This is a genomic window from Bradyrhizobium jicamae, assembly GCF_018130695.1.
Taxonomy (GTDB): Bacteria; Pseudomonadota; Alphaproteobacteria; order Rhizobiales; family Xanthobacteraceae; genus Bradyrhizobium; species Bradyrhizobium jicamae_B.
The window spans coordinates 96927-114400 of the sequence record NZ_JAFCJX010000006.1 but is presented as its reverse complement, the minus strand read 5'-3'; the positions used below and the strand labels follow the sequence as shown (position 1 = coordinate 114400).

The 17474-nt window shown below is 63.1% G+C and carries 22 protein-coding genes, 1 tRNA gene and 1 pseudogene; 18 read left to right on the top strand and 6 right to left on the bottom strand.

Annotation, left to right across the window (positions count from 1 at the left end):
* Window positions 1-34: 34 nt before the first annotated feature.
* The 6 genes from JQ604_RS10405 to JQ604_RS10380 all read left to right on the top strand — a co-directional run bounded on the left by JQ604_RS10405 (window position 35) and on the right by JQ604_RS10380 (window position 4747).
* Window positions 35-586, top strand: coding sequence for a ubiquinol-cytochrome C chaperone family protein (locus JQ604_RS10405; RefSeq protein ID WP_212356224.1), 552 nt, complete (start codon window positions 35-37; stop codon window positions 584-586).
* The gene (locus JQ604_RS10400) at window positions 583-1194 is read left to right on the top strand and encodes a YceD family protein (protein WP_212356221.1); all 612 of its coding nucleotides are present in this window, start codon (window positions 583-585) and stop codon (window positions 1192-1194) included. Before JQ604_RS10405 ends, JQ604_RS10400 begins: the two co-directional genes overlap by 4 nt.
* A gap of 307 nt (window positions 1195-1501) precedes the next feature.
* Window positions 1502-2563 (top strand): phosphate acyltransferase PlsX, encoded by a 1062-nt coding sequence (gene plsX / locus JQ604_RS10395; RefSeq protein WP_212356218.1) that lies wholly within the window; start codon window positions 1502-1504, stop codon window positions 2561-2563.
* Window positions 2560-3537, top strand: coding sequence for a beta-ketoacyl-ACP synthase III (locus tag JQ604_RS10390; RefSeq protein ID WP_212356215.1), 978 nt, complete (start codon window positions 2560-2562; stop codon window positions 3535-3537). Before plsX ends, JQ604_RS10390 begins: the two co-directional genes overlap by 4 nt.
* Window positions 3538-3668: 131 nt before the next feature.
* Window positions 3669-4004 (top strand): integration host factor subunit alpha, encoded by a 336-nt coding sequence (locus JQ604_RS10385; RefSeq protein WP_212356212.1) that lies wholly within the window; start codon window positions 3669-3671, stop codon window positions 4002-4004.
* Window positions 4005-4105: 101 nt separating this feature from the next.
* Entirely contained in the window at window positions 4106-4747 is a 642-nt protein-coding gene (locus JQ604_RS10380) for a MerR family transcriptional regulator (RefSeq protein ID WP_212356211.1), read from the top strand.
* A gap of 47 nt (window positions 4748-4794) precedes the next feature.
* Here JQ604_RS10380 and JQ604_RS10375 read toward each other — a convergent pair whose 3' ends face one another.
* Complete coding sequence (locus JQ604_RS10375) at window positions 4795-5142, bottom strand: hypothetical protein (RefSeq protein ID WP_212356208.1); 348 nt, start codon at window positions 5140-5142, stop codon at window positions 4795-4797.
* Between the two features lie 366 nt (window positions 5143-5508).
* On the opposite strand from JQ604_RS10375, the gene JQ604_RS10370 reads away from it, so the two are divergent.
* The 3 genes from JQ604_RS10370 (at window position 5509) to JQ604_RS10360 (ending at window position 7655) form a co-directional block, all read left to right on the top strand.
* Window positions 5509-5586 (top strand) — tRNA-Pro (locus JQ604_RS10370).
* Between the two features lie 210 nt (window positions 5587-5796).
* A complete protein-coding gene (locus tag JQ604_RS10365) occupies window positions 5797-7116 on the top strand; it encodes an HD domain-containing protein (protein WP_212356205.1) in 1320 nt (439 codons plus the stop codon).
* Complete coding sequence (locus JQ604_RS10360) at window positions 7113-7655, top strand: hypothetical protein (RefSeq protein ID WP_212356202.1); 543 nt, start codon at window positions 7113-7115, stop codon at window positions 7653-7655. Before JQ604_RS10365 ends, JQ604_RS10360 begins: the two co-directional genes overlap by 4 nt.
* A gap of 30 nt (window positions 7656-7685) precedes the next feature.
* Here the strand turns inward: JQ604_RS10360 and JQ604_RS41840 are convergent, their stop codons facing one another.
* Together JQ604_RS41840 and JQ604_RS10355 are read right to left on the bottom strand one after the other, a co-directional pair.
* A complete protein-coding gene (locus tag JQ604_RS41840) occupies window positions 7686-7820 on the bottom strand; it encodes a hypothetical protein (protein WP_283817974.1) in 135 nt (44 codons plus the stop codon).
* Between the two features lie 53 nt (window positions 7821-7873).
* Complete coding sequence (locus JQ604_RS10355; protein WP_212356194.1) at window positions 7874-8386, bottom strand: MarR family winged helix-turn-helix transcriptional regulator; 513 nt, start codon at window positions 8384-8386, stop codon at window positions 7874-7876.
* Window positions 8387-8802: 416 nt separating this feature from the next.
* Here JQ604_RS10355 and JQ604_RS10350 point away from each other — a divergent pair, with 416 nt between their 5' ends.
* Both JQ604_RS10350 and JQ604_RS10345 read left to right on the top strand, forming a co-directional pair.
* Window positions 8803-10347, top strand: a complete 1545-nt coding sequence (locus JQ604_RS10350; RefSeq protein ID WP_212356192.1) for a porin — start codon at window positions 8803-8805, stop codon at window positions 10345-10347.
* A gap of 303 nt (window positions 10348-10650) precedes the next feature.
* The gene (locus tag JQ604_RS10345) at window positions 10651-10896 is read left to right on the top strand and encodes a hypothetical protein (RefSeq protein ID WP_433996236.1); all 246 of its coding nucleotides are present in this window, start codon (window positions 10651-10653) and stop codon (window positions 10894-10896) included.
* A 15-nt stretch (window positions 10897-10911) separates the two neighbouring features.
* On the opposite strand, the gene JQ604_RS10340 is transcribed toward JQ604_RS10345, so the two are convergent.
* On the bottom strand, window positions 10912-11160 hold the full coding sequence (locus tag JQ604_RS10340) for a hypothetical protein (RefSeq protein WP_212356190.1): 249 nt from the start codon (window positions 11158-11160) through the stop codon (window positions 10912-10914).
* A gap of 236 nt (window positions 11161-11396) precedes the next feature.
* On the opposite strand from JQ604_RS10340, the gene JQ604_RS10335 reads away from it, so the two are divergent.
* Window positions 11397-12305: a dihydrodipicolinate synthase family protein gene (locus tag JQ604_RS10335; protein WP_212356188.1), complete on the top strand. Its 909-nt coding sequence runs from the start codon at window positions 11397-11399 to the stop codon at window positions 12303-12305.
* A gap of 27 nt (window positions 12306-12332) precedes the next feature.
* On the opposite strand, the gene JQ604_RS10330 is transcribed toward JQ604_RS10335, so the two are convergent.
* The gene (locus tag JQ604_RS10330) at window positions 12333-13112 is read right to left on the bottom strand and encodes an alpha/beta fold hydrolase (RefSeq protein WP_212356186.1); all 780 of its coding nucleotides are present in this window, start codon (window positions 13110-13112) and stop codon (window positions 12333-12335) included.
* Window positions 13113-13338: 226 nt separating this feature from the next.
* Here JQ604_RS10330 and JQ604_RS10325 point away from each other — a divergent pair, with 226 nt between their 5' ends.
* Both JQ604_RS10325 and JQ604_RS10320 read left to right on the top strand, forming a co-directional pair.
* Complete coding sequence (locus tag JQ604_RS10325) at window positions 13339-14307, top strand: SDR family NAD(P)-dependent oxidoreductase (RefSeq protein WP_212356178.1); 969 nt, start codon at window positions 13339-13341, stop codon at window positions 14305-14307.
* Window positions 14308-14336: 29 nt separating this feature from the next.
* On the top strand, window positions 14337-15524 hold the full coding sequence (locus JQ604_RS10320; RefSeq protein WP_212356176.1) for a CaiB/BaiF CoA transferase family protein: 1188 nt from the start codon (window positions 14337-14339) through the stop codon (window positions 15522-15524).
* A gap of 7 nt (window positions 15525-15531) precedes the next feature.
* Here the strand turns inward: JQ604_RS10320 and JQ604_RS10315 are convergent.
* Window positions 15532-15637, bottom strand: a pseudogene (locus tag JQ604_RS10315) (transposase); the annotation flags it as partial.
* A 176-nt stretch (window positions 15638-15813) separates the two neighbouring features.
* Between JQ604_RS10315 and JQ604_RS10310 the strand changes: the two are divergent.
* From JQ604_RS10310 to JQ604_RS10295, 4 genes are read left to right on the top strand one after another with little or no spacing between them, the layout of a single operon-like run.
* The gene (locus tag JQ604_RS10310) at window positions 15814-16020 is read left to right on the top strand and encodes a YgaP family membrane protein (protein WP_212356174.1); all 207 of its coding nucleotides are present in this window, start codon (window positions 15814-15816) and stop codon (window positions 16018-16020) included.
* 5 nt (window positions 16021-16025) lie between these two features.
* A complete protein-coding gene (locus JQ604_RS10305; protein ID WP_212356172.1) occupies window positions 16026-16571 on the top strand; it encodes an RNA polymerase sigma factor in 546 nt (181 codons plus the stop codon).
* Window positions 16568-16846 carry a hypothetical protein gene (locus JQ604_RS10300; RefSeq protein WP_212356170.1) on the top strand — a complete coding sequence of 93 codons (279 nt, stop codon included), beginning with the start codon at window positions 16568-16570 and terminating at the stop codon, window positions 16844-16846. Before JQ604_RS10305 ends, JQ604_RS10300 begins: the two co-directional genes overlap by 4 nt.
* Before the next feature lie 2 nt (window positions 16847-16848).
* A complete protein-coding gene (locus JQ604_RS10295) occupies window positions 16849-17382 on the top strand; it encodes a methyltransferase family protein (RefSeq protein WP_212356167.1) in 534 nt (177 codons plus the stop codon).
* The last annotated feature ends 92 nt before the right edge of the window (window positions 17383-17474 follow it).

Below are 17474 nucleotides of genomic sequence, written 5' to 3'. Positions count from 1 at the left end.
ACAAGGGCCCCCCGGCTCGCGCGCGGAACCCAGCATGCTTTGGCCGTTCAATCACTTCAGGAAACCCCGGATAGCCCCGAGCGGCACCATTGAGACCATCTATGGCATGATCGTGACGCAGGCACGAGAACCGTTGTTTTACCGAGGCTTGGCCGTCCCGGACACGGTTAACGGCCGATTCGACCTGCTTCTGATGCATCTGTGGCTGGTGCTGCGGCGGCTGAGAACAGTTGAGGCCGGTTCGGACCTATCGCAGGCGCTATTCGATCATTTCTGCACCGACATGGACGACAATCTGCGCGAGATGGGTGTCGGCGACCAGACGGTGCCGAAGCGGATGAAGGCGTTCGGCGAGGCCTTCTATGGCCGCACCGCGGCTTACGACCTGGCGCTGACCGACAGCGACGAGGCGCTGGCGCAGGCCTTCTCGAAGAACATCCTCCATGGCGAGCACATCGAAGCGGCGCGCAAGCTTGCGGCCTATGCCAAGCGAGTGATGGGCGAGCTCGACCGCGTCGATGCCGCGGCGCTGCTGAGTGGGGCGTGGGCGTTTCCGTCACCTGATGTCGCGGGAGCAGTGGCATGAGCAAGGGCACGCATGACCGCCCCGAGCAGGCCCGCGATCCCTGGCGCGTGCTGATCAATGTGGGGCAAATCCCGGAGACCGGGCTGCATCGCGAGATAGAGGCCGACGCCGGTATCCGCCAGGCGATGGCTGAGGTCGCCGAACTCCGCGAGGTGCTCTCCGCCCGCGCCTCTTTCGACGTCGTGCCGCGGCGGGACGGGCGGGTCACCGTCACCGGGCGGGTGCGCGCGCGGATCGGCCAGACCTGCGTGGTGACGCTCGATCCGATCGAGAGCGAGGTCGACGAGGAGGTCGATCTGGTGTTCGCGCCGCCGGAGCAGATTCCAGAGATGGCCGATCTCGTCGACGATGCCGAGGAGGGCGACGAGAACACGCCGGATCCGCCGGAGCCGATCGAGGGTGGCTTCATCGATCTCGGCCGGGTCGCCACCGACGCACTGTTTCTCGGCATCGATCCCTATCCGCGCAAGCCGGATGCCGTGTTCGAGCAGGCCGTCGAGGCGCCCGACCCGGAGGATCATCCTTTTGCCGCCCTCAAAGTGCTGCAGCAGAAGCCGAGCAAGCGGAGGCCCAAGGGGAAGTCTGTTGGCAAGCCGAAAGCCGATTAAGAAGATCCTGGGGTGGATGAACGGCTTGGCGTCACGCCTGAATTGGGTGGGGCGGCGGTCGAAGATGTTGATTTAAGCCATTGAAACATATGGTTTTGTTTCTAGATTTGGCTGTAAGTCGCCTTTACTACGATCGTTGGCGGCAATGACGGCCAAGAGAGTTGTGTCGGAGCAAGGACACGGTATTGTCGCGGCCCGGCCGGGGCGCCTGTTTGCGCTTCGCCGCGCGCCGTTGAAAGCGGCGGCGTTCAAAGCGCGGCCCAGAGCAGATGACGGGCCGCAAGAGATGCAGGTTTCCGGGACGTTCATGCCTCAAAAGGTTCGAATCGCGCTTGACGCCATGGGTGGCGATGACGGCGCATCGGTCGTCATTCCGGGCGCTGCGATCTCGTTGAGCCGTCACTCCAACAGCGAATTCCTGATATTCGGCGACCAGGCCAAGATCGAGCCGGAGCTTGCGAAGCATCCGGCGCTGCAGAAAGTCTCGAAGATCATCCATACCGACGTTGCCGTCAGCGGCGACGACAAGCCGAGCCAGGCGCTGCGGCGCGGCCGCAAGACCTCCTCGATGTGGTTGGCGATCGACGCCGTGAAGAAAGGCGAGGCCGATGTAGCGGTCTCCGCCGGCAACACCGGCGCGCTGATGGCGATGGGGCGTCTCAATCTGCGGACGCTGCCGGGCATCGACCGTCCTGCGCTGGCGGCGGTGTGGCCGACCTTGCGCGGCGATTCGGTCGTGCTCGACCTCGGCGCCTCGATCGGCGGTGACGCCCAGCATCTGGTTGCGCTGGCGGTGATGGGCAGCGCAATGGCGAGCGTTCTGTTCAACCTGCCACGGCCGACCGTCGGTCTCCTCAACATCGGGGAGGAGGAGGTCAAGGGCCACGAGGAGATTCGCGAGGCGGCGGAACTGCTGCGCGCGATGAACTCGCCGCAGCTCCACTATATCGGCTTCGTCGAGGGCAACGGCATCGGCGAGGGCCGAGCCGACGTGATCGTTTCGGAGGGCTTCACCGGCAACGTTGCGCTGAAGGCCGCCGAGGGAACCGCGCGCCAGATGTTCGCCTTCCTGCGCGAGGCCATCACCTCGAGCTGGCTCGCCCGCATCGGCTATCTCTTTGCCCGCGGCGCGTTCCGGAAGCTGCGCGACAAGCTCGATCCCAACAAATCGAACGGCGCCGTGCTGCTCGGCCTGAAGGGCGTCGTGGTCAAGAGCCACGGCGGCACCAACGCGGAAGGCTTTGCCTACGCGGTCGATGTTGGCTATGACATGGCCCGCAACGATCTCCTCACCAAGATCAATCAGATGCTACATCGCGACGGCAGCGCACTGGTGCAGGCGCCGACCGCGCAGGAGGCTGTCTCGTGACTGCGATACGATCGGTCGTGCTCGGCTGCAGCTCCTATCTGCCGGAGCGTGTGGTGACCAATGCTGAACTGGCGGCCCGCATCGACACGTCGGACGAGTGGATCGTGCAGCGCACGGGCATTCGCGAGCGTCACATCGCCGATGACGACGAGTTCACCTCGCATCTGGCGATCAAGGCGGCGCGCGCAGCGCTGGCGCATGCCAGGCTCGATCCGCAGGCGATCGACCTGATCGTGCTGGCGACCTCGACGCCCGACAACACGTTCCCGGCGACCGCGGTCGCGGTCCAGCACGGGCTCGGCATCAACCACGGCGCGGCGTTCGACCTGCAGGCGGTCTGCTCCGGCTTCGTGTTCGCGCTCGCCACCGCCGACAATTTCCTGCGCACCGGCGCCTACAAGCGCGCGCTGGTGATCGGCGCCGAGACCTTCTCGCGCATCCTCGACTGGAACGACCGCGGCACCTGCGTGCTGTTCGGTGACGGCGCCGGCGCTATCGTCCTCGAAGCGCAGACGCAGCCCGGCAAGACCTCCGACAGCGGCGTGCTGACCACGCATCTGCGCTCGGACGGCCGCCACAAGGCAAAGCTGTTCGTCGACGGCGGTCCCGGCTCGACCAGGACGGTCGGCCACCTGCGGATGGAAGGCAAAGAGGTCTTCAAGCACGCGGTCGGCATGATCACCGACGTGATCGTCGACGCCTTCAATGCCACCGGCATCACCGCCGAGGACATCGACTGGTTCATCCCGCACCAGGCCAACAAGCGAATCATCGACGCGTCCGCGCACAAGCTGCATATTGCGCCGCAGAAGGTGGTGCTGACCGTCGACAAGCACGGCAATACCTCCGCCGCCTCGATCCCGCTGGCGCTGTCGGTCGCCGTGAAGGACGGACGGGTGAAGAAGGGCGATTTGCTGCTGCTGGAAGCGATGGGCGGCGGCTTCACCTGGGGCTCGGCGCTCGTGCGCTGGTAAACGAGTCGATTAAAAGTACAGGTAGTTAGCCGATTTCTTTCATGCGACTGCATGATGGTCGCTGTTGACCATTTGGCGCTAAGCTTTTAATTTCAGTCAACAAATTGTTCGCCGAGAGTGCGGGGCAGGCGATGACCATTGGAACCGGAAAAACAGTCACACGAGTCGATCTGTGCGAGGCGGTCTACCAGAAGGTAGGCCTGTCGCGGACGGAGTCGTCGGCTTTCGTCGAGCTCGTGCTGAAGGAGATCACGGATTGCCTGGAAAAAGGCGAGACGGTGAAGCTGTCGTCCTTCGGCTCCTTCATGGTGCGCAAGAAGGGTCAGCGGATCGGACGCAATCCGAAGACCGGCACCGAGGTGCCGATCTCGCCGCGGCGGGTCATGGTGTTCAAGCCGTCGGCGATCCTGAAGCAGCGGATCAACGGTCATACGCCGACCAACGGCGAGGCCGCCAAGGACGACTGACCCATTCGATCGTGGGATGCGATTCCTGCGAATCGCATCATGATCTAATGTCGTGATGATCCCGGTTCTGGCGGATCATGCATTGAAAGAGGAGCGGGCGTTTGGACAAGGCGCCGGATGCGTTCCGTACCATCAGCGAAGTCGCTGAAGAGCTCGACATTCCCCAGCATGTGCTGAGGTTCTGGGAGACCCGCTTCGCCCAGATCAAGCCGATGAAGCGCAGCGGCGGCCGCCGCTACTACCGCCCCGACGACGTCGACCTGTTGAAGGGCATCCGCCGGCTGCTGTACGGCGAGGGCTACACCATCCGCGGCGTGCAGCGGATCCTGAAAGAACACGGCATCAAGTCGGTGCAGAACATCGCGGAGGAGAACTCGGCGGTCTCGTTCGGCGCGGTGGAGGAGGCGATCGGCGCCAGCCTGAATGAGCCGGATGACGATGCCGCCGAGTTGCACGGGCCCGACGAGTCCGATGAGGTCGACTACGACAACAGCGAGACCGAGATCGACTACCGCTTCGTCGATGTCGACAAGGACGCGATTCTCTCGACCTTCAAGGCCCGCGCCCAGCCCTCGGCCCGCGAGCGCGAGCCGGCGCCTGCCGTGGCCCCGCCGGTGCGCGCCCCGGCGGGCGTCGCCGCCGCCGATCGCGAGCGCCTCGAACGGGTGCTGAAGGACCTGATGGCGGCCCGCCAGATGCTGGATGCCGCGATGAAGGACCCGCCGCAGGACGGGGCGGCCTGAGAGCGCCGGCCCGGCAGTACGGGCGACGCCGCCGTGGTTGGCCGACGCTACTTCATCGTGATGGTGATCAGGGGCAGATTGGCGGACGCCTCGGCGCCCAGTTTGACGCCTCGCAGCTCAAGCACGACGCCCTTCTCATTGCGCAGCTTCACGGCCGAGACGCCTGCCACGACCGCAGCTCCGCCGCCGCTGCCGCTGTAGGTCCCCGCGAGGTCGGCTGGATTGCTGATGTTGGCCGCGGAACCGCGCAGTACGTTTGCGGAAAAGCCGAGGGTCGCACCGATGCTCGCACCTGCGACGATGAAGCCGTAGTGCTTGCCATGAAATGTCAGGATGCCTTCGCCGCTGCCGATCGCGCCGACCAGACCCGCTTTGCCGACGACCACACGGAGCATGCCCGTGTCCGCTTGCGACGGGAGTGCCGTCACGGCCCAAAACAGCAGGCTGAGCAGGCCACACAGGGCCGATTTCCGAGGAGACTTGATCATGGCCGCGCCAGCTTTCCCGTGAGCCGAGTTCATCCACTGCGCACCCTGCGCCGGACGGGTGCGTTGATCTAAGTCAACCGGCGGGAGCCGTGGTCTGCCGTAGCCCTACTGCCGGGCCGCACACCAGGCGTCGCGAAGAGTGCCACAAGCGCCGAAGGAGGAATCAGCCTTGGGGGCGGCCGGGGCGGGTTAAGGAACCGGCCTCGAAATGCCCCGGAAAGGTCCGTTCTCGCGCCTTGCGCGCCAGCCGGATCACCGCTAATGGAACGGCATCGGAGCGTGGCGCAGCCCGGTTAGCGCACTAGTCTGGGAGACTAGGGGTCGGAGGTTCAAATCCTCTCGCTCCGACCATTACTTGGCCGGATTTCAGGCCATCCGGATTTCCTCATGGTAACGGCAGATGCCTGTTCGGGGCGCACTTCCCTGACAATGTCAGTTGTACCTTGCCTTGTTCTTATTTTGTTCTAAGCTGTGCACAAATCCAGATTTCTGTGATTTGGCGGGTCGTTGCGATTCTTGGAGCGATTGCGTGTTGCTAAGGAAGAGCGCGGGAAAGAGCGCGTGAAGCACAACCACGAATTTCGAGATCCAATCCACGTCTTCGTCACGCTGGACAGCGATGAACGGCGCGTGGTGGACTCACGACCGTTTCAGCGGCTGAGGTATGTCCACCAGCTTGCAGCATCGTATCTCGTGTTCTCTGGGGCGACCCATCGGAGATTCGAGCATTCGTTGGGTGTGATGCACTTGGCTGGCCAAGTTTTCGACGTCGTGATGGCGCCGGAAAACGTGCACCATTTGATCAGGCCGGAGATGCCGGGGGCTCATCAGCTCGGATATTGGCGTCGTGTCGTACGGCTTGCCGCCCTGTGTCATGATATTGGTCATCTGCCGTTTTCGCATGCGGCAGAGCACGAGTTGCTTCCCGAGGGCTGGAATCATGAGCGGTTGAGCTTCGCCCTCATCAACTCGGACGAAATGCGAGCTATATTTCTCAACTCTGTCCCTCCTATAAATCCAGATCACGTCGCGAAGATTGCGATTGGACAGAAGAAACTTTCAGAGTTTGCTCCAGATGTAAGTTTCTCTGTTTGGGAGACGCTCCTTTCAGAAATCATCGTTGGAGACGCGTTCGGAGTTGATCGAATCGACTATCTACTGCGTGATGCTTATCACGCTGGTGTCGTGTATGGCCGTTTCGATCATCATCGCCTCCTACAGACGCTTCGCATCCTACCTCTGAGTGATCAGGAGGGAGATTCGATTGAGCCGTGGCTGGGCATCGAGTCTGGAGGATTGGAAGCTGCGGAAGCAATGTCGCTTGCACGGTACTTCATGTACAAGCAGGTTTATTTTCACCGGGTCCGACGAGCGTACGATATTCATCTCAAGGATTTTCTGAAGGATTGGCTTGCGGGAAAATTCCCAACGGACATCCAAGAGCACCTGAAGCTCACCGATAACGAAGTAATGGCGGCGCTTCTATCCGCTGCGCGGGACGCCTCACAGAAGGGGCACATCCATGCACGGCGATTTGTGGATCGCCAACACTTCAAGATGCTTTACGAGCGCACCCCTTCGGACCAAAAGGTCAATAGGGCTGCTACGGATTTGCTGTTTGATGAGTTGGTTCGCGAATTTGGAGCCGACTGCATCCGGCGAGACAGCTATACTCCGCGAGCAGCCAGTTTAGGTTTCCCCGTATTGCGCGCGGATAACCGAATCGAATCTTCCATTAACCTGTCCGAAACTCTCCAAAAGATACCCTCAGCAACGTTTGATCTGATTCTGTGCGATCGAACGATTCTGACTAGGGCCACTAGTTTCCTAAAGGCGAATCGGGAAAAGATAATCACGCCCGTAAAGGAAGTTGCGTCATGAGCGCTCTAAATCAGACATCAATCGTTTTGTATGTGATGAAGGCTCTCAAGGCCAACGGGAGCTGGTGTGGGGAGACGCACGTCCAGAAGACTCTATTCCTTTGTCAGGAGCTTTTGGGAGTTCCCTCCCACTTCAAGTTCATTCTGTATAAGCACGGCCCTTATTCGTTTCAGCTTTCAGAGCATCTGCAGGGCTTAATCGCGGATGAATTCGTCTATGTGCGTTCTAGGCCCCCGTACGGCCCGTCCTTGGAATTGTCCGACGATGCAGCGGTTTTCGCTCGTCCGGTTGCTGTCGATGGTCATCTTTCCAGAAGGCTTGATTTTATCGCTGGGAAAGTTGGACGGAAGGGAGTCGGCGAGTTGGAGAGGCTGGCGACTGCCGTCTACGTGAATGAGAAGCATGGAGTGCATCTTTCTTTGGAGCAGCGAGCTGGACTCCTGACATCAATTAAACCGCATGTTGCGGCTGATGCAGCTCGCGCGGCCTTTCTAGAGGTCGATTCGCTTCAGCGGGAATCGCAAAAGGTTGCTGCTTGATTCAAAGCTGCAACTCACTGCTGATCACCGTCAGTCCTGCGCCATCCTTAGCGTGATGGCGACCGAGAGCATCAGATCGAGGTGTGCGCCAACGCCGCGCACGTTGTGCGGCTGGCCGATATCTCCCGCTGCGGGCCCGGCTGCATCGCTGGTGACTGCAGCCATTCCAGGTACATGAAGCGTTATCAGCGCCGGCACGGTCTCACGCCGAGTTAGGCTCACATCTCGAAATCCAACGCCACCTTCACGCACGCCTTCTCGAGGCGGTTGTTCAGGGTGGCGAGCTTGGACGTGAATTCGGTCAATTCCTTTTCCTTGAACTCGTCGAACACGAACTGGCGGAACGCCTTGTGCTGGTCGGCGAGGCTCAAGAGATGCTTCCGCGTCTTCTCTGTCAGCGACATCTGCACCACGCGGGCGTCGGTCGAGGAGGGGGTGCGGCGCAAGAGATCTTTCTGCGCGAGCAGTTTGGATTGCGTGGTGACGAAGGAGGCGTCGACATGCAGCAGCTTTGAGACGACGTTGACCGGCACGCCGTCGCCCTTGTCGAGGTCGGAGACCGCGATCAGGATCATCCATTGCGGGCCGGTGATGCCGAGCGCCTTGCCCCAGAGCTGGCGCACCTCTTCGAGGTGGCGGTTGATCGCCGAGATCTCCAGCGTGAAGCGCTTGATGATGTCGAGGCTCTCGACGCCGCGTGAGCGCGGGGCTTCCTTTTTCATCGCTCGCACAGCTGTCGTCCTCGTGGTCCCAGCTTCACGCTGATTTGATTCTTGCCGCCCCTTGCGGAGAGCCGGATTGTTCACATGTGGGCCGCCCCAACGCAAGGGCGGAGCACTCCCTGGATGACGCCTGGGTGACAAATATTCCCGGAGCGAGGCGCATTCGTTGCCGCGCGGACACAGTTGATCCGGATTCAATTAGCTGAGTTGATAAACTATTTTTCTTAGGGAACTCAGGCATGCATATTGTGCCGCGACGGCGGGAAGAGTCCCGTTCGTCCCGTTGCAACGGTTCGCTTCGCTCCCTCGGCTCGTGGGGGCGCATTCAAGGGGCGAGGCGGCCAAGGCGGTTTTTGCGATGAGCGGCGGCCTGTCGGGCGACGAAAGCTCGAGCCACCGCGGATGGGCAACTTTGGAGGTTTAATATGAAATTGGTGAAGAGCCTCGTGCTCGGCTCGGCAGCGACCCTGGTCGCGCTCGGCGGGGCCCAGGCGGCCGATCTTCCCGTCAAGGCCAAGGCGGTCGAATACGTGAAGGTCTGCTCGCTGTACGGACCGGGCTTCTACTACATCCCCGGCACCGACACCTGCATCAAGCTCGGCGGCTATCTGCGCGCCGAAGTGGGCTTGCTGACCAACAGCAACTACAGCGGCGCGTATTCGAGCGTCGCCGGTGCGGACAACAGGTACAGCAACTACTATCAGTGGCGCTCCCGCGAAGACTTCAACATCGATACCCGCACCGCGAGCGAGTACGGCGTGGTCCGTACCTATTTCGATGCGGTGTTCACCTGGTCGACCGGCTCCTACACCGGCACCGGCTCCGGCACCGGCGCCTCGCTGTACTCCGGCAACGTCGGTCCCGCCGGCGGCTCGGTCAACGGCACCGACGGCAATCCGAACGCCGGCGGTCTCGGCGTCTACTACGCCTTCATCCAGTTCGCCGGCTTCACGATGGGCAAATCGGTGTCGCAGTTCGACGCGCCCTGGACCAACTACCCGGCCAACAATTTCGACGGCCTGGTCGGCGGCGGCGGCACCGTCACCGGCGTGAACCAGTTCACCTACACCGCGCAACTCGGCAACGGCGTGTCGCTGGCGCTGTCGGCGCAGGACCAGGTGGCCTACTACACCACCAACGCGTGGAACACCTCGGGCATCACCGCGTCGGGCGTGCTCGGCGGCGCCTACGGCTCGAATGGCCTCGGCGGCTCGCGCGCGCCGGACCTCGTCGCGTCGATGCGTGTCGATCAGGCCTGGGGCATCTTCCAGGCGTCGTTTGCCGCGCATGACAACCATGTCGGCTATTACGGCGCGACGGAAACCACCGGCCATCCCGACGACAAATGGGGCTGGGCCGCGCAGCTCGCGTTGCAGATCAAGAACATCCCGACCGGTGCGGGCGACAATCTGATCCTGCAGGGCGTCTACACCGACGGCGCCAGCCGCTACAACTTCCAGACCCTGGCGTCGACCTCCTACTCGATGTTCGGCGGCACCAACGTGCCGGGTGCCTATCAGAGCATCGGCTTCGCCGGCGTCGGCGATACCGTCTACGCAACGGGCACGGCGCAATCGACGGTGAAGACCTGGGGCTTCCGCGGCGGCTTCACCCACAACTGGGATCCCTATTGGAGCACGGGCCTCTATGGGGCCTATGCCCAGGTCAATTACGGCTCGACCGGTTCGGCTCTGATCTGCGCCGGTATCGCGGCCACGGGTCTCTTGACGGCGGGCTCGACCTGCAACCCGGACTTCAACATCGCGCAGGCGGGCGTCATCACCCGCTGGACCCCGGTGAAGAACCTGACCTTCTCGGCCGACGTGACCTACACCCATCTCGACCAGAAGTTCTCCGGCACCGCTGCCGTGCCCGCGACGCTCGCCGGCGTCGCCAAGCCGGCCGCTGTGTACGAGCTGAAGGATCAGGACACGGTCAGCGTGCTGCTGCGCGCCCAGCGCAACTGGTAAGCGCGATCGCTCCGGTCACGCGACGACAACAGCCCCGGCGGGACACTGCCGGGGCTTTTTTCTGAAGGGATTCCACGCGCGGGAACGAAGACGAGCCATGCAAAGAGTCTGGCGTAAATGAATTCACTTAGCTGAGTTAGTAAGCTATATAGGTTCCGTCTAACTATTCGAACGACCGATCTCACCGACGCTGCGCCTCCGAAAACCTCCGGCAATGCCCCTGCCGGAGGTTTTTGCTTACGGGAGCAGAGGCCGTGCAAATACCGATTCGGCGCCGTCAAGATTTGACGGAATCGGCTGGCAATGCATTCTCCGTCGTCCATGGGGCGCTTCAAGAACAGCCGCTGGGCTCGCATGAGCAGCGGGCACTATTGCCTGATACGGGATCTCGGCCTGGTCAAAGGCGGCAAGGGGCTGCGCCACCACGAGGTGCTGATCGACCTGTCCTGGCGCGGATTGCTCAAGCTGATCCTCCGCGCGTGCAGGAGCGGGCGGCGCGCGCAAGCGCCGTCAGCGGGCGATCCTCAGGGATCCCCTCGCACGACCTGATCGGCGAACCGTCGATTACATGCCGCAGAACTGAACGTCGAAGGTGCAGTTGCGGTTCTGCGTCACGGAGTTGGTGCAGCAGAACCGGCAATCGCTCTCGTGGGTGCATCGGTTCTGAAACCGCGCCACTTTCGACGGGACAGGCGAGAACATCGAGGGGCCCGCGGGCGGCACGGCGCTGGCGTTCTTCTTGGTCTTCGCATCGGCGCCCGACGTCATCGCGATCGCAACAGTCAAACCAACAACCAGAGCAGCCCACTTCATTCGCATGGTTTCCTCCCAGCAGGATGGCACACGCGTACTTCGCACAGGGTTCCCGTGAAATCAAGGGTTGCATGATTGTGTCATGTGTCGCGGAGGTGTTTTCGCGCTGCACCCGCGGCAACGCCGCGCTGGATCGTTCCCGGCCCGTTGGCTAGGCTTCCTGCCAACCCGGCTCAACGGAATAGCCGGGACGACCGGTGGGATCGCCATCGGCGAAGGAAACAGCGAGGATAGCCATGACGATACGTCCGACCGGCGTGATACCGCCGATGACAACGCCGTTCCGCAAAGACGGCGAGATCGATCTCAAGCTGGTGGCGCCGCAGGTCGACTGGCTGATCGGCGCGGGCTCTCACGGCATGGCGGCCGGCGGCTCGACCGGCGAGGGGCACACGCTGGATCACGAAGAGTATCGCGACCTGATGGCGGCGACGGTGGAGGCGGCGAAGGGCCGCGTGCCCGTGATCGCCGGCATCATCGTCGACTCCACCCGCGATGCGATCAAGCGCGGCAAGCTCGTGCGCGACATGGGCGTCGCTGCCCTGCAAGTGACGCCGGTGCATTATCTGTTCAAGCCGGACGAGGATGCGATGGTCGCGCATTTCCGCAGCATGGCCGACGCGACTGGCATGCCGATCATCATCTACAATGTGGTGCCGTGGTCCTATCTGTCGCCGGCGCTGTTGACCCGCATCATGACCGAGGTGCCGCTGGTGGTCGGCGTCAAGCAGAGTGCGGGCGACCTCAAGCTGTTCGCCGATCTCATGATGATGGCGCCGGACAAGTTGATCTACAGCGCGGTCGATGCGCTGATGTATCCGTCCTACACGCTCGGCGCCCACGGCTCGATTGCCGCGATCCTCACCGCTGCGCCGCATGCCTCCGTTCAGCTGTGGGATGCGGTGAAGGCCGGCGATCACGTGAGGGCGCTCGACCTGCACAAGAAGCTGCTGACGCTGTGGAACGCGGTGATATCAGACAACCTGCCGGCCTGCACACGCTACGCCCAGACCCTGCAGGGCCTGCCGCCGACATATCCGCGCGCGCCGATGCCGGAGGCGTCACCGACGCAGCAGGTTGCGATCAGGAAGGCGCTGGAAGGACTTGGCGCGCTCGGCGGCAAGCATGCCGAGGCGGCCGAATAGCTCGGCCGCCATCGTCTTCAGTTCGATTCAGTGGGTGGCGGGATAGCCCGCCGCCTGCAGGATCAGGTCGGCGATCTCTCTGGGGTGCGAGATCAGCGAAACGTGGCTGGAGTCGAGCTCGACGGTGGTCGCGTTCATCCGCTTGGCAAGGAAGCGCTCGAGATCGGGCGAGGTGGTCTCATCGTTCTTCGACACCGCATAGAACGACGGTTTGTCGTGCCAGGCCGCCTGCGTGGTCTTCGACGCGAACAGCGTATCGGAGATACGGCCCTGCACGGCATAGAGCGCTTCCGCCTTGCCGCGCGGCAGGTCGCCGGCGAAATTGTGGATGAAGGCGTCCTCGCTCAATTGCGCAAAGCCGCCCTGGTGCACGATGCCCTTGCTCGCCGGTGTCGCGGGAAATTTCGCGGCCAGCGCCGGATAATCCTCTCCGGCATCGGGCGCGCGCGCCGCGATGTACACGAGCGAAGAGACCTTCGGATCATTGCCGGTTTCGCTGATGACCATGCCGGCATAGGAATGACCGACCAGCACAGTCGGGCCATCCTGGAGCGCCAGGATGCGTTTGGTCGCGTCGACGTCGTCGGCAAATGAGGTCAGGGGATTCTGCACGGAGGTGACGTGCAATCCGGCCTTCTGCAGCAGCGGGATCACGTCCGACCAGCTTGATCCGTCGGCATAGGCGCCGTGCACCAGCACGACATTGCGGGCCTTCGGCGGCGCCGGCTGCTCGGCGCGCGCGGCTTGCGAGAGTCCTGCCGCGAGCGTCATCAGCGCCGCGGCGACGAGTTTGTTGATTGTATTCATGGCGACCATCCTGTTGGGTGATGTTGGTCTGTTCGCCGCGAAGTGGCGCTTCGTTACGCCGTGGCATGCCTGATATCAGTGCAATCGGTTCACACACGCGTGAGTGGCTGTGCGCGACCCCCGCGGCGTTGCTGCGCGAACGCGCGCTCTATAGAGTGCGTCACGCAACGGCCGGAACGGCGCTCCGCATTCCGCCAAACGAAAAACAACAAGGGATGAGAACGCCATGAAGGACTTTGCCGGAAAGATCGCCGTGATCACCGGAGGCGGCACCGGGATGGGCCGCGAGCTGGCGCGACAGCTGGTCGCCGAGGGCTGCAACGTCGCGATGTGCGACGTCTCTGACGAGGCGATGGCCGAGACCAGGCGGCTCTGCGAGACCGAGAAGTTGCCGCAGGGCCTGCGCGTGACGGCCCATGTCGCCGACGTCTCGATCGAGGATCACTACACGCGCTTCCGCGACGAGCTGATCGAGCAGCAGGCGACCGACAAGATCCATCTCCTGTTCAACAATGCCGGCATCGGCGGCGGCGGCAGCCTGTTCACCAACACCCGCGAGGCCTGGGAGCGCACCTTCAACATCTGCTGGGGCGGTGTGTATCTCGGCGTCCGCACCTTCCTGCCGCTGCTGGTGAAGGCGGACGAGGCGCATATCGTCAACACCTCGAGCGTCAACGGCTTCTGGGCCTCTGTCGGCATGGGCGTGTCGCACACCGCCTATGCGTCGGCGAAGTTCGCGGTGAAGGGATTCACCGAGGCGCTGATCAACGACCTCCGCCTCAATGCGCCGCATGTCAAATGCTCGGTGGTGATGCCCGGCCATATCGGCACCTCGATCGTGTCGAACTCGCGCAAGGTGCAGCTGGGCACCGACTCAGACGTCATGAGCGCCGACGAAATCACGCAGGCCCGGCAGCGCCTCAAGGGGCTCGGCGTCGACGTTGCCACGATGTCCGACGCCGACATCCAGCAGATGGCGCTCGATCGCGACCGCATCTTCCGCGAGGAGGCGCCGACCACGGCGGCGCAAGCCGCCAAGATCATCCTCGACGGCGTCAAGGCCGATCGCTGGCGCATCCTGGTCGGCAACGACGCGCACATCCTCGACGAGCGCGTGCGCAAGACGCCAGAGCAGGCCTACACCGCCGAGTTCTATCAGGCCGTCGTGGAAGCAACCGGCTGGCGGGTTGGTTGATCCTGGCGGGAACATAAGGAAAAAGGTCGATGCGGGGCGTTCTGGAAGGCGTGCGCGTTCTCGATTTCGGACGCTATATCGCGGGGCCGTATTGCGCGACGTTGCTGGCCGAGTTCGGCGCTGAGGTCATTCGCGTCGAAAAGCGCGATGGCAGTGAGGATCGCTTCGTGGCGCCGGTCGGCGAAGGCGGTGAAGGCGCGCTTTTTCTGCAGATCAACCGAAACAAGAAGTGCATCACGCTCGATCCGATGAAACCGGAAGGGCAGGAGGTGATGCGTCGGCTGGTTGCGACCTCGGACGTGGTCATTGCCAATCTGCCGCCGCAGACTTTGCGCGCAATGAAGCTCGACTATGAATCATTGAAAGCGATCAAGCCCGACATCATCCTGACGACGGCAACTGCATTCGGCGGGCCGGGACCCTGGTCTGACCGCGTCGGCTTCGACGGTGTCGGGCAGGTCATGTCGGGTTCGGTGTACATGACCGGGGCCGGCGATCCGCCTTACCGGGCCGCGGTGAACTGGGTTGATTTCGGTACCGCGCTGCACTGTGCGTTCGGGACGCTGGCGGCGCTGATCGAGCGTGGAAAATCCGGGCGCGGGCAGATCGTCGAGGGCGCCTTGCTTGCCACCGCGCTGTCCTTCACCAACGCAACGTTGATCGAGCAGGCCGTTATCAGTGCCAATCGCGTTCCAACTGGCAACCTCGGGCAGACCGCGGCGCCCGCCGACATCTACCGGACCAGGGACGGCTGGGTGCTGTGCCAGGTGACGGGTCATCCGCTGTTCGTTCGCTGGGCCAAATTGATGGGTGAGGAGAGCCATTGGTTGACGGATCCGCGCTTTGCTGACGACCTCAAGCGCGGCGACAACGGCCCCGTCATCAGCGAGCGGATGGCGCGCTGGTGTGCCGAGCGCACCACGCAGGAGGCTGTCGACACGCTCGGAAAGGCGATGATTCCGGCCGGGCCGGTCCTGAGCCCGCAACAGGCGCTTGATCATCCGCATATTCGCGCCGCCGGCTTCATGCAGGATGTCGATTATCCAGGCCTGCCAAAATCCGCGCCGCTTGCGCGCGCCGCGGTCCGGCTGTCGGAAACCCCCGGCGCAATCGCGACGCGTCCGCCGACGCTTGGCGAGCATACGGATCCTGTTCTGGCCGAGCTGGGGTATGACGAGGCGTCGATTGCGGCGCTCAGGCAGAGCGGCATCATCTAGGGCGTGACTCGGGAAGATCACGCCAAGGCGCTCCAGAGCGCAAGACCCAGAAGATGCCATTGAGGATACGACGGCCACACCCGAGGAACGCCACGCGGCTTGTTCGGCAGCATCGGCTTGATGGCAGCCTTCCGAGTTTCGCGGGGCCCGCACCCGACGCCCACGCCGGTCTGCTGAAGCGGCCACCCCCTGAAATTATTTTTTGGGCCGCGACCCCGGCGCCGGGTTTGCGCCCTCCTGTCTGGATGAATGCGCCATAGCGGCGCGTCACGAACCGGAGCACGGAGCCATGTGGTATAGGAAGAACGTTGGCGGGTGGGAGCGCGCGGCCAGGCTGATCGGCGGGGGCTTGATGCTCATCTGCGGCGTGGTTGCGCTGCACGCTTCGCCGCTCGGGCTCCTGGTCAGCGGTGCGGGTGTGGTGACGCTGGTCACCGGCGTGTTCGGCTATTGTCCCGCTTGCGCCGTCGCCGGGCGCGAGCCACTGAAGGGGTGACCGCCTTGGCGCGCGTATCAGACGATCTCCTGCTCGCGGCACAGTCGGGCGATCGGCACGCGCTCACACAGCTCCTGGTGGCGCTGCAGCCGGACATTCGACGCTACGCCCGGCGCCTTTGCTACCGCGCCTCGGTCATCGAGGACGTGGTGCAAGAAGCACTCATCGTTGTGTACCGGCGCGTGGGCACGATCCGCAGTCCAGCCGCACTCGCTGGCTGGCTGCTCACCGTCATCGCGCGCCTTTGCATGCTGCCGGCGCTGATGCTGATGCGCGGAGTCGAGGAACTCGCCAGCCTGGAAGAGGCACGTGAGCTCGCAAAGGTTCCGCCGGACGAGTTACGCATCGACCTGGTCAATGCGATCGAGTCGCTATCGCCCTCGCATCGCGAAGTGCTGCTGCTGCGAGATCTCGAAGATCTGACGATCGGGGAAATCGCAGGGCGTCTCGGCGTGACGCGCGAAGCGGCCAAAAGCCGCCTGCGCCGCGCCCGCACATTGGTGCGCGAATACCTGCTCGGCACAAAGGACAGCAAACGAGAGAGCACATGAAGTACTTTCGTGGGATAGGCATGTTCGGAAGCGCTTTCCTGGGCGCGCACCTGATGCGCGGCGCAGCTGCGGCGGCGCTACTCGCCTGGGCCATCGTCCACCAGACCGCGCATCCCTGGCTATCCCTGGGCGCGGGCGTTGCCGCCCTCGTCGCGTTACGCGGATGCCCGATGTGCTGGACCGTGGGCCTGGTCGAGACGCTTTCGCAAGGCCGTCGCGATTCAACAGATGCTCTTTCAATCAATAGCGCCGCCAGCGAAAGCATCAGGAGGTGACCATGCAAAGGGTGAGTGCCGTCCTGGGCTCCGCCCTATTCTTTGTGGTTGCGCCGTGTGTGCTCGCCGGGCTGATCCCGTGGTCGATGACCCACTGGGAGTTCAGGCCCGCTTTCTTCGGTCTTGAGGGCGCGCGCTCAGTCGGCGTTCTCCTCATCCTGGTCGGTTTGCCCGGACTCGTGGACTGCTTTGCACGATTTGCGCTTCAGGGCCTCGGCACACCTGCGCCCATTGCGCCACCGAAGAACCTGGTGGTCACAGGTCTCTACCGGCATGTGCGCAATCCGATCTACGTCGCCGTTGTCGCAATCATCCTTGGTCAGGCTGTGTTGTTTGGCGATTGGCGCCTCGTTCTGTGGGGCGCACTGCTCTGGCTCTTCTTCCACCTGTTCGTCGTTGCCTATGAAGAGCCGACATTGCTGAGCTCGTTTGGTTCGGAGTACGAGGCATATTGCGCGAATGTCCGCCGCTGGGTTCCGCGGGTGGTCCCCTGGAGAGCACCGGAGTCTGGTTGGCGACAGCCGGCAAAGCAATGAGGTCGGGCGGTTCTATCAAAGCCTCATCGAGGCGACGGGCTGGCGAGTCAGCTCGGGACGGTCAGGCTAAGCAGCCTTCTCCCGGAGCGGCC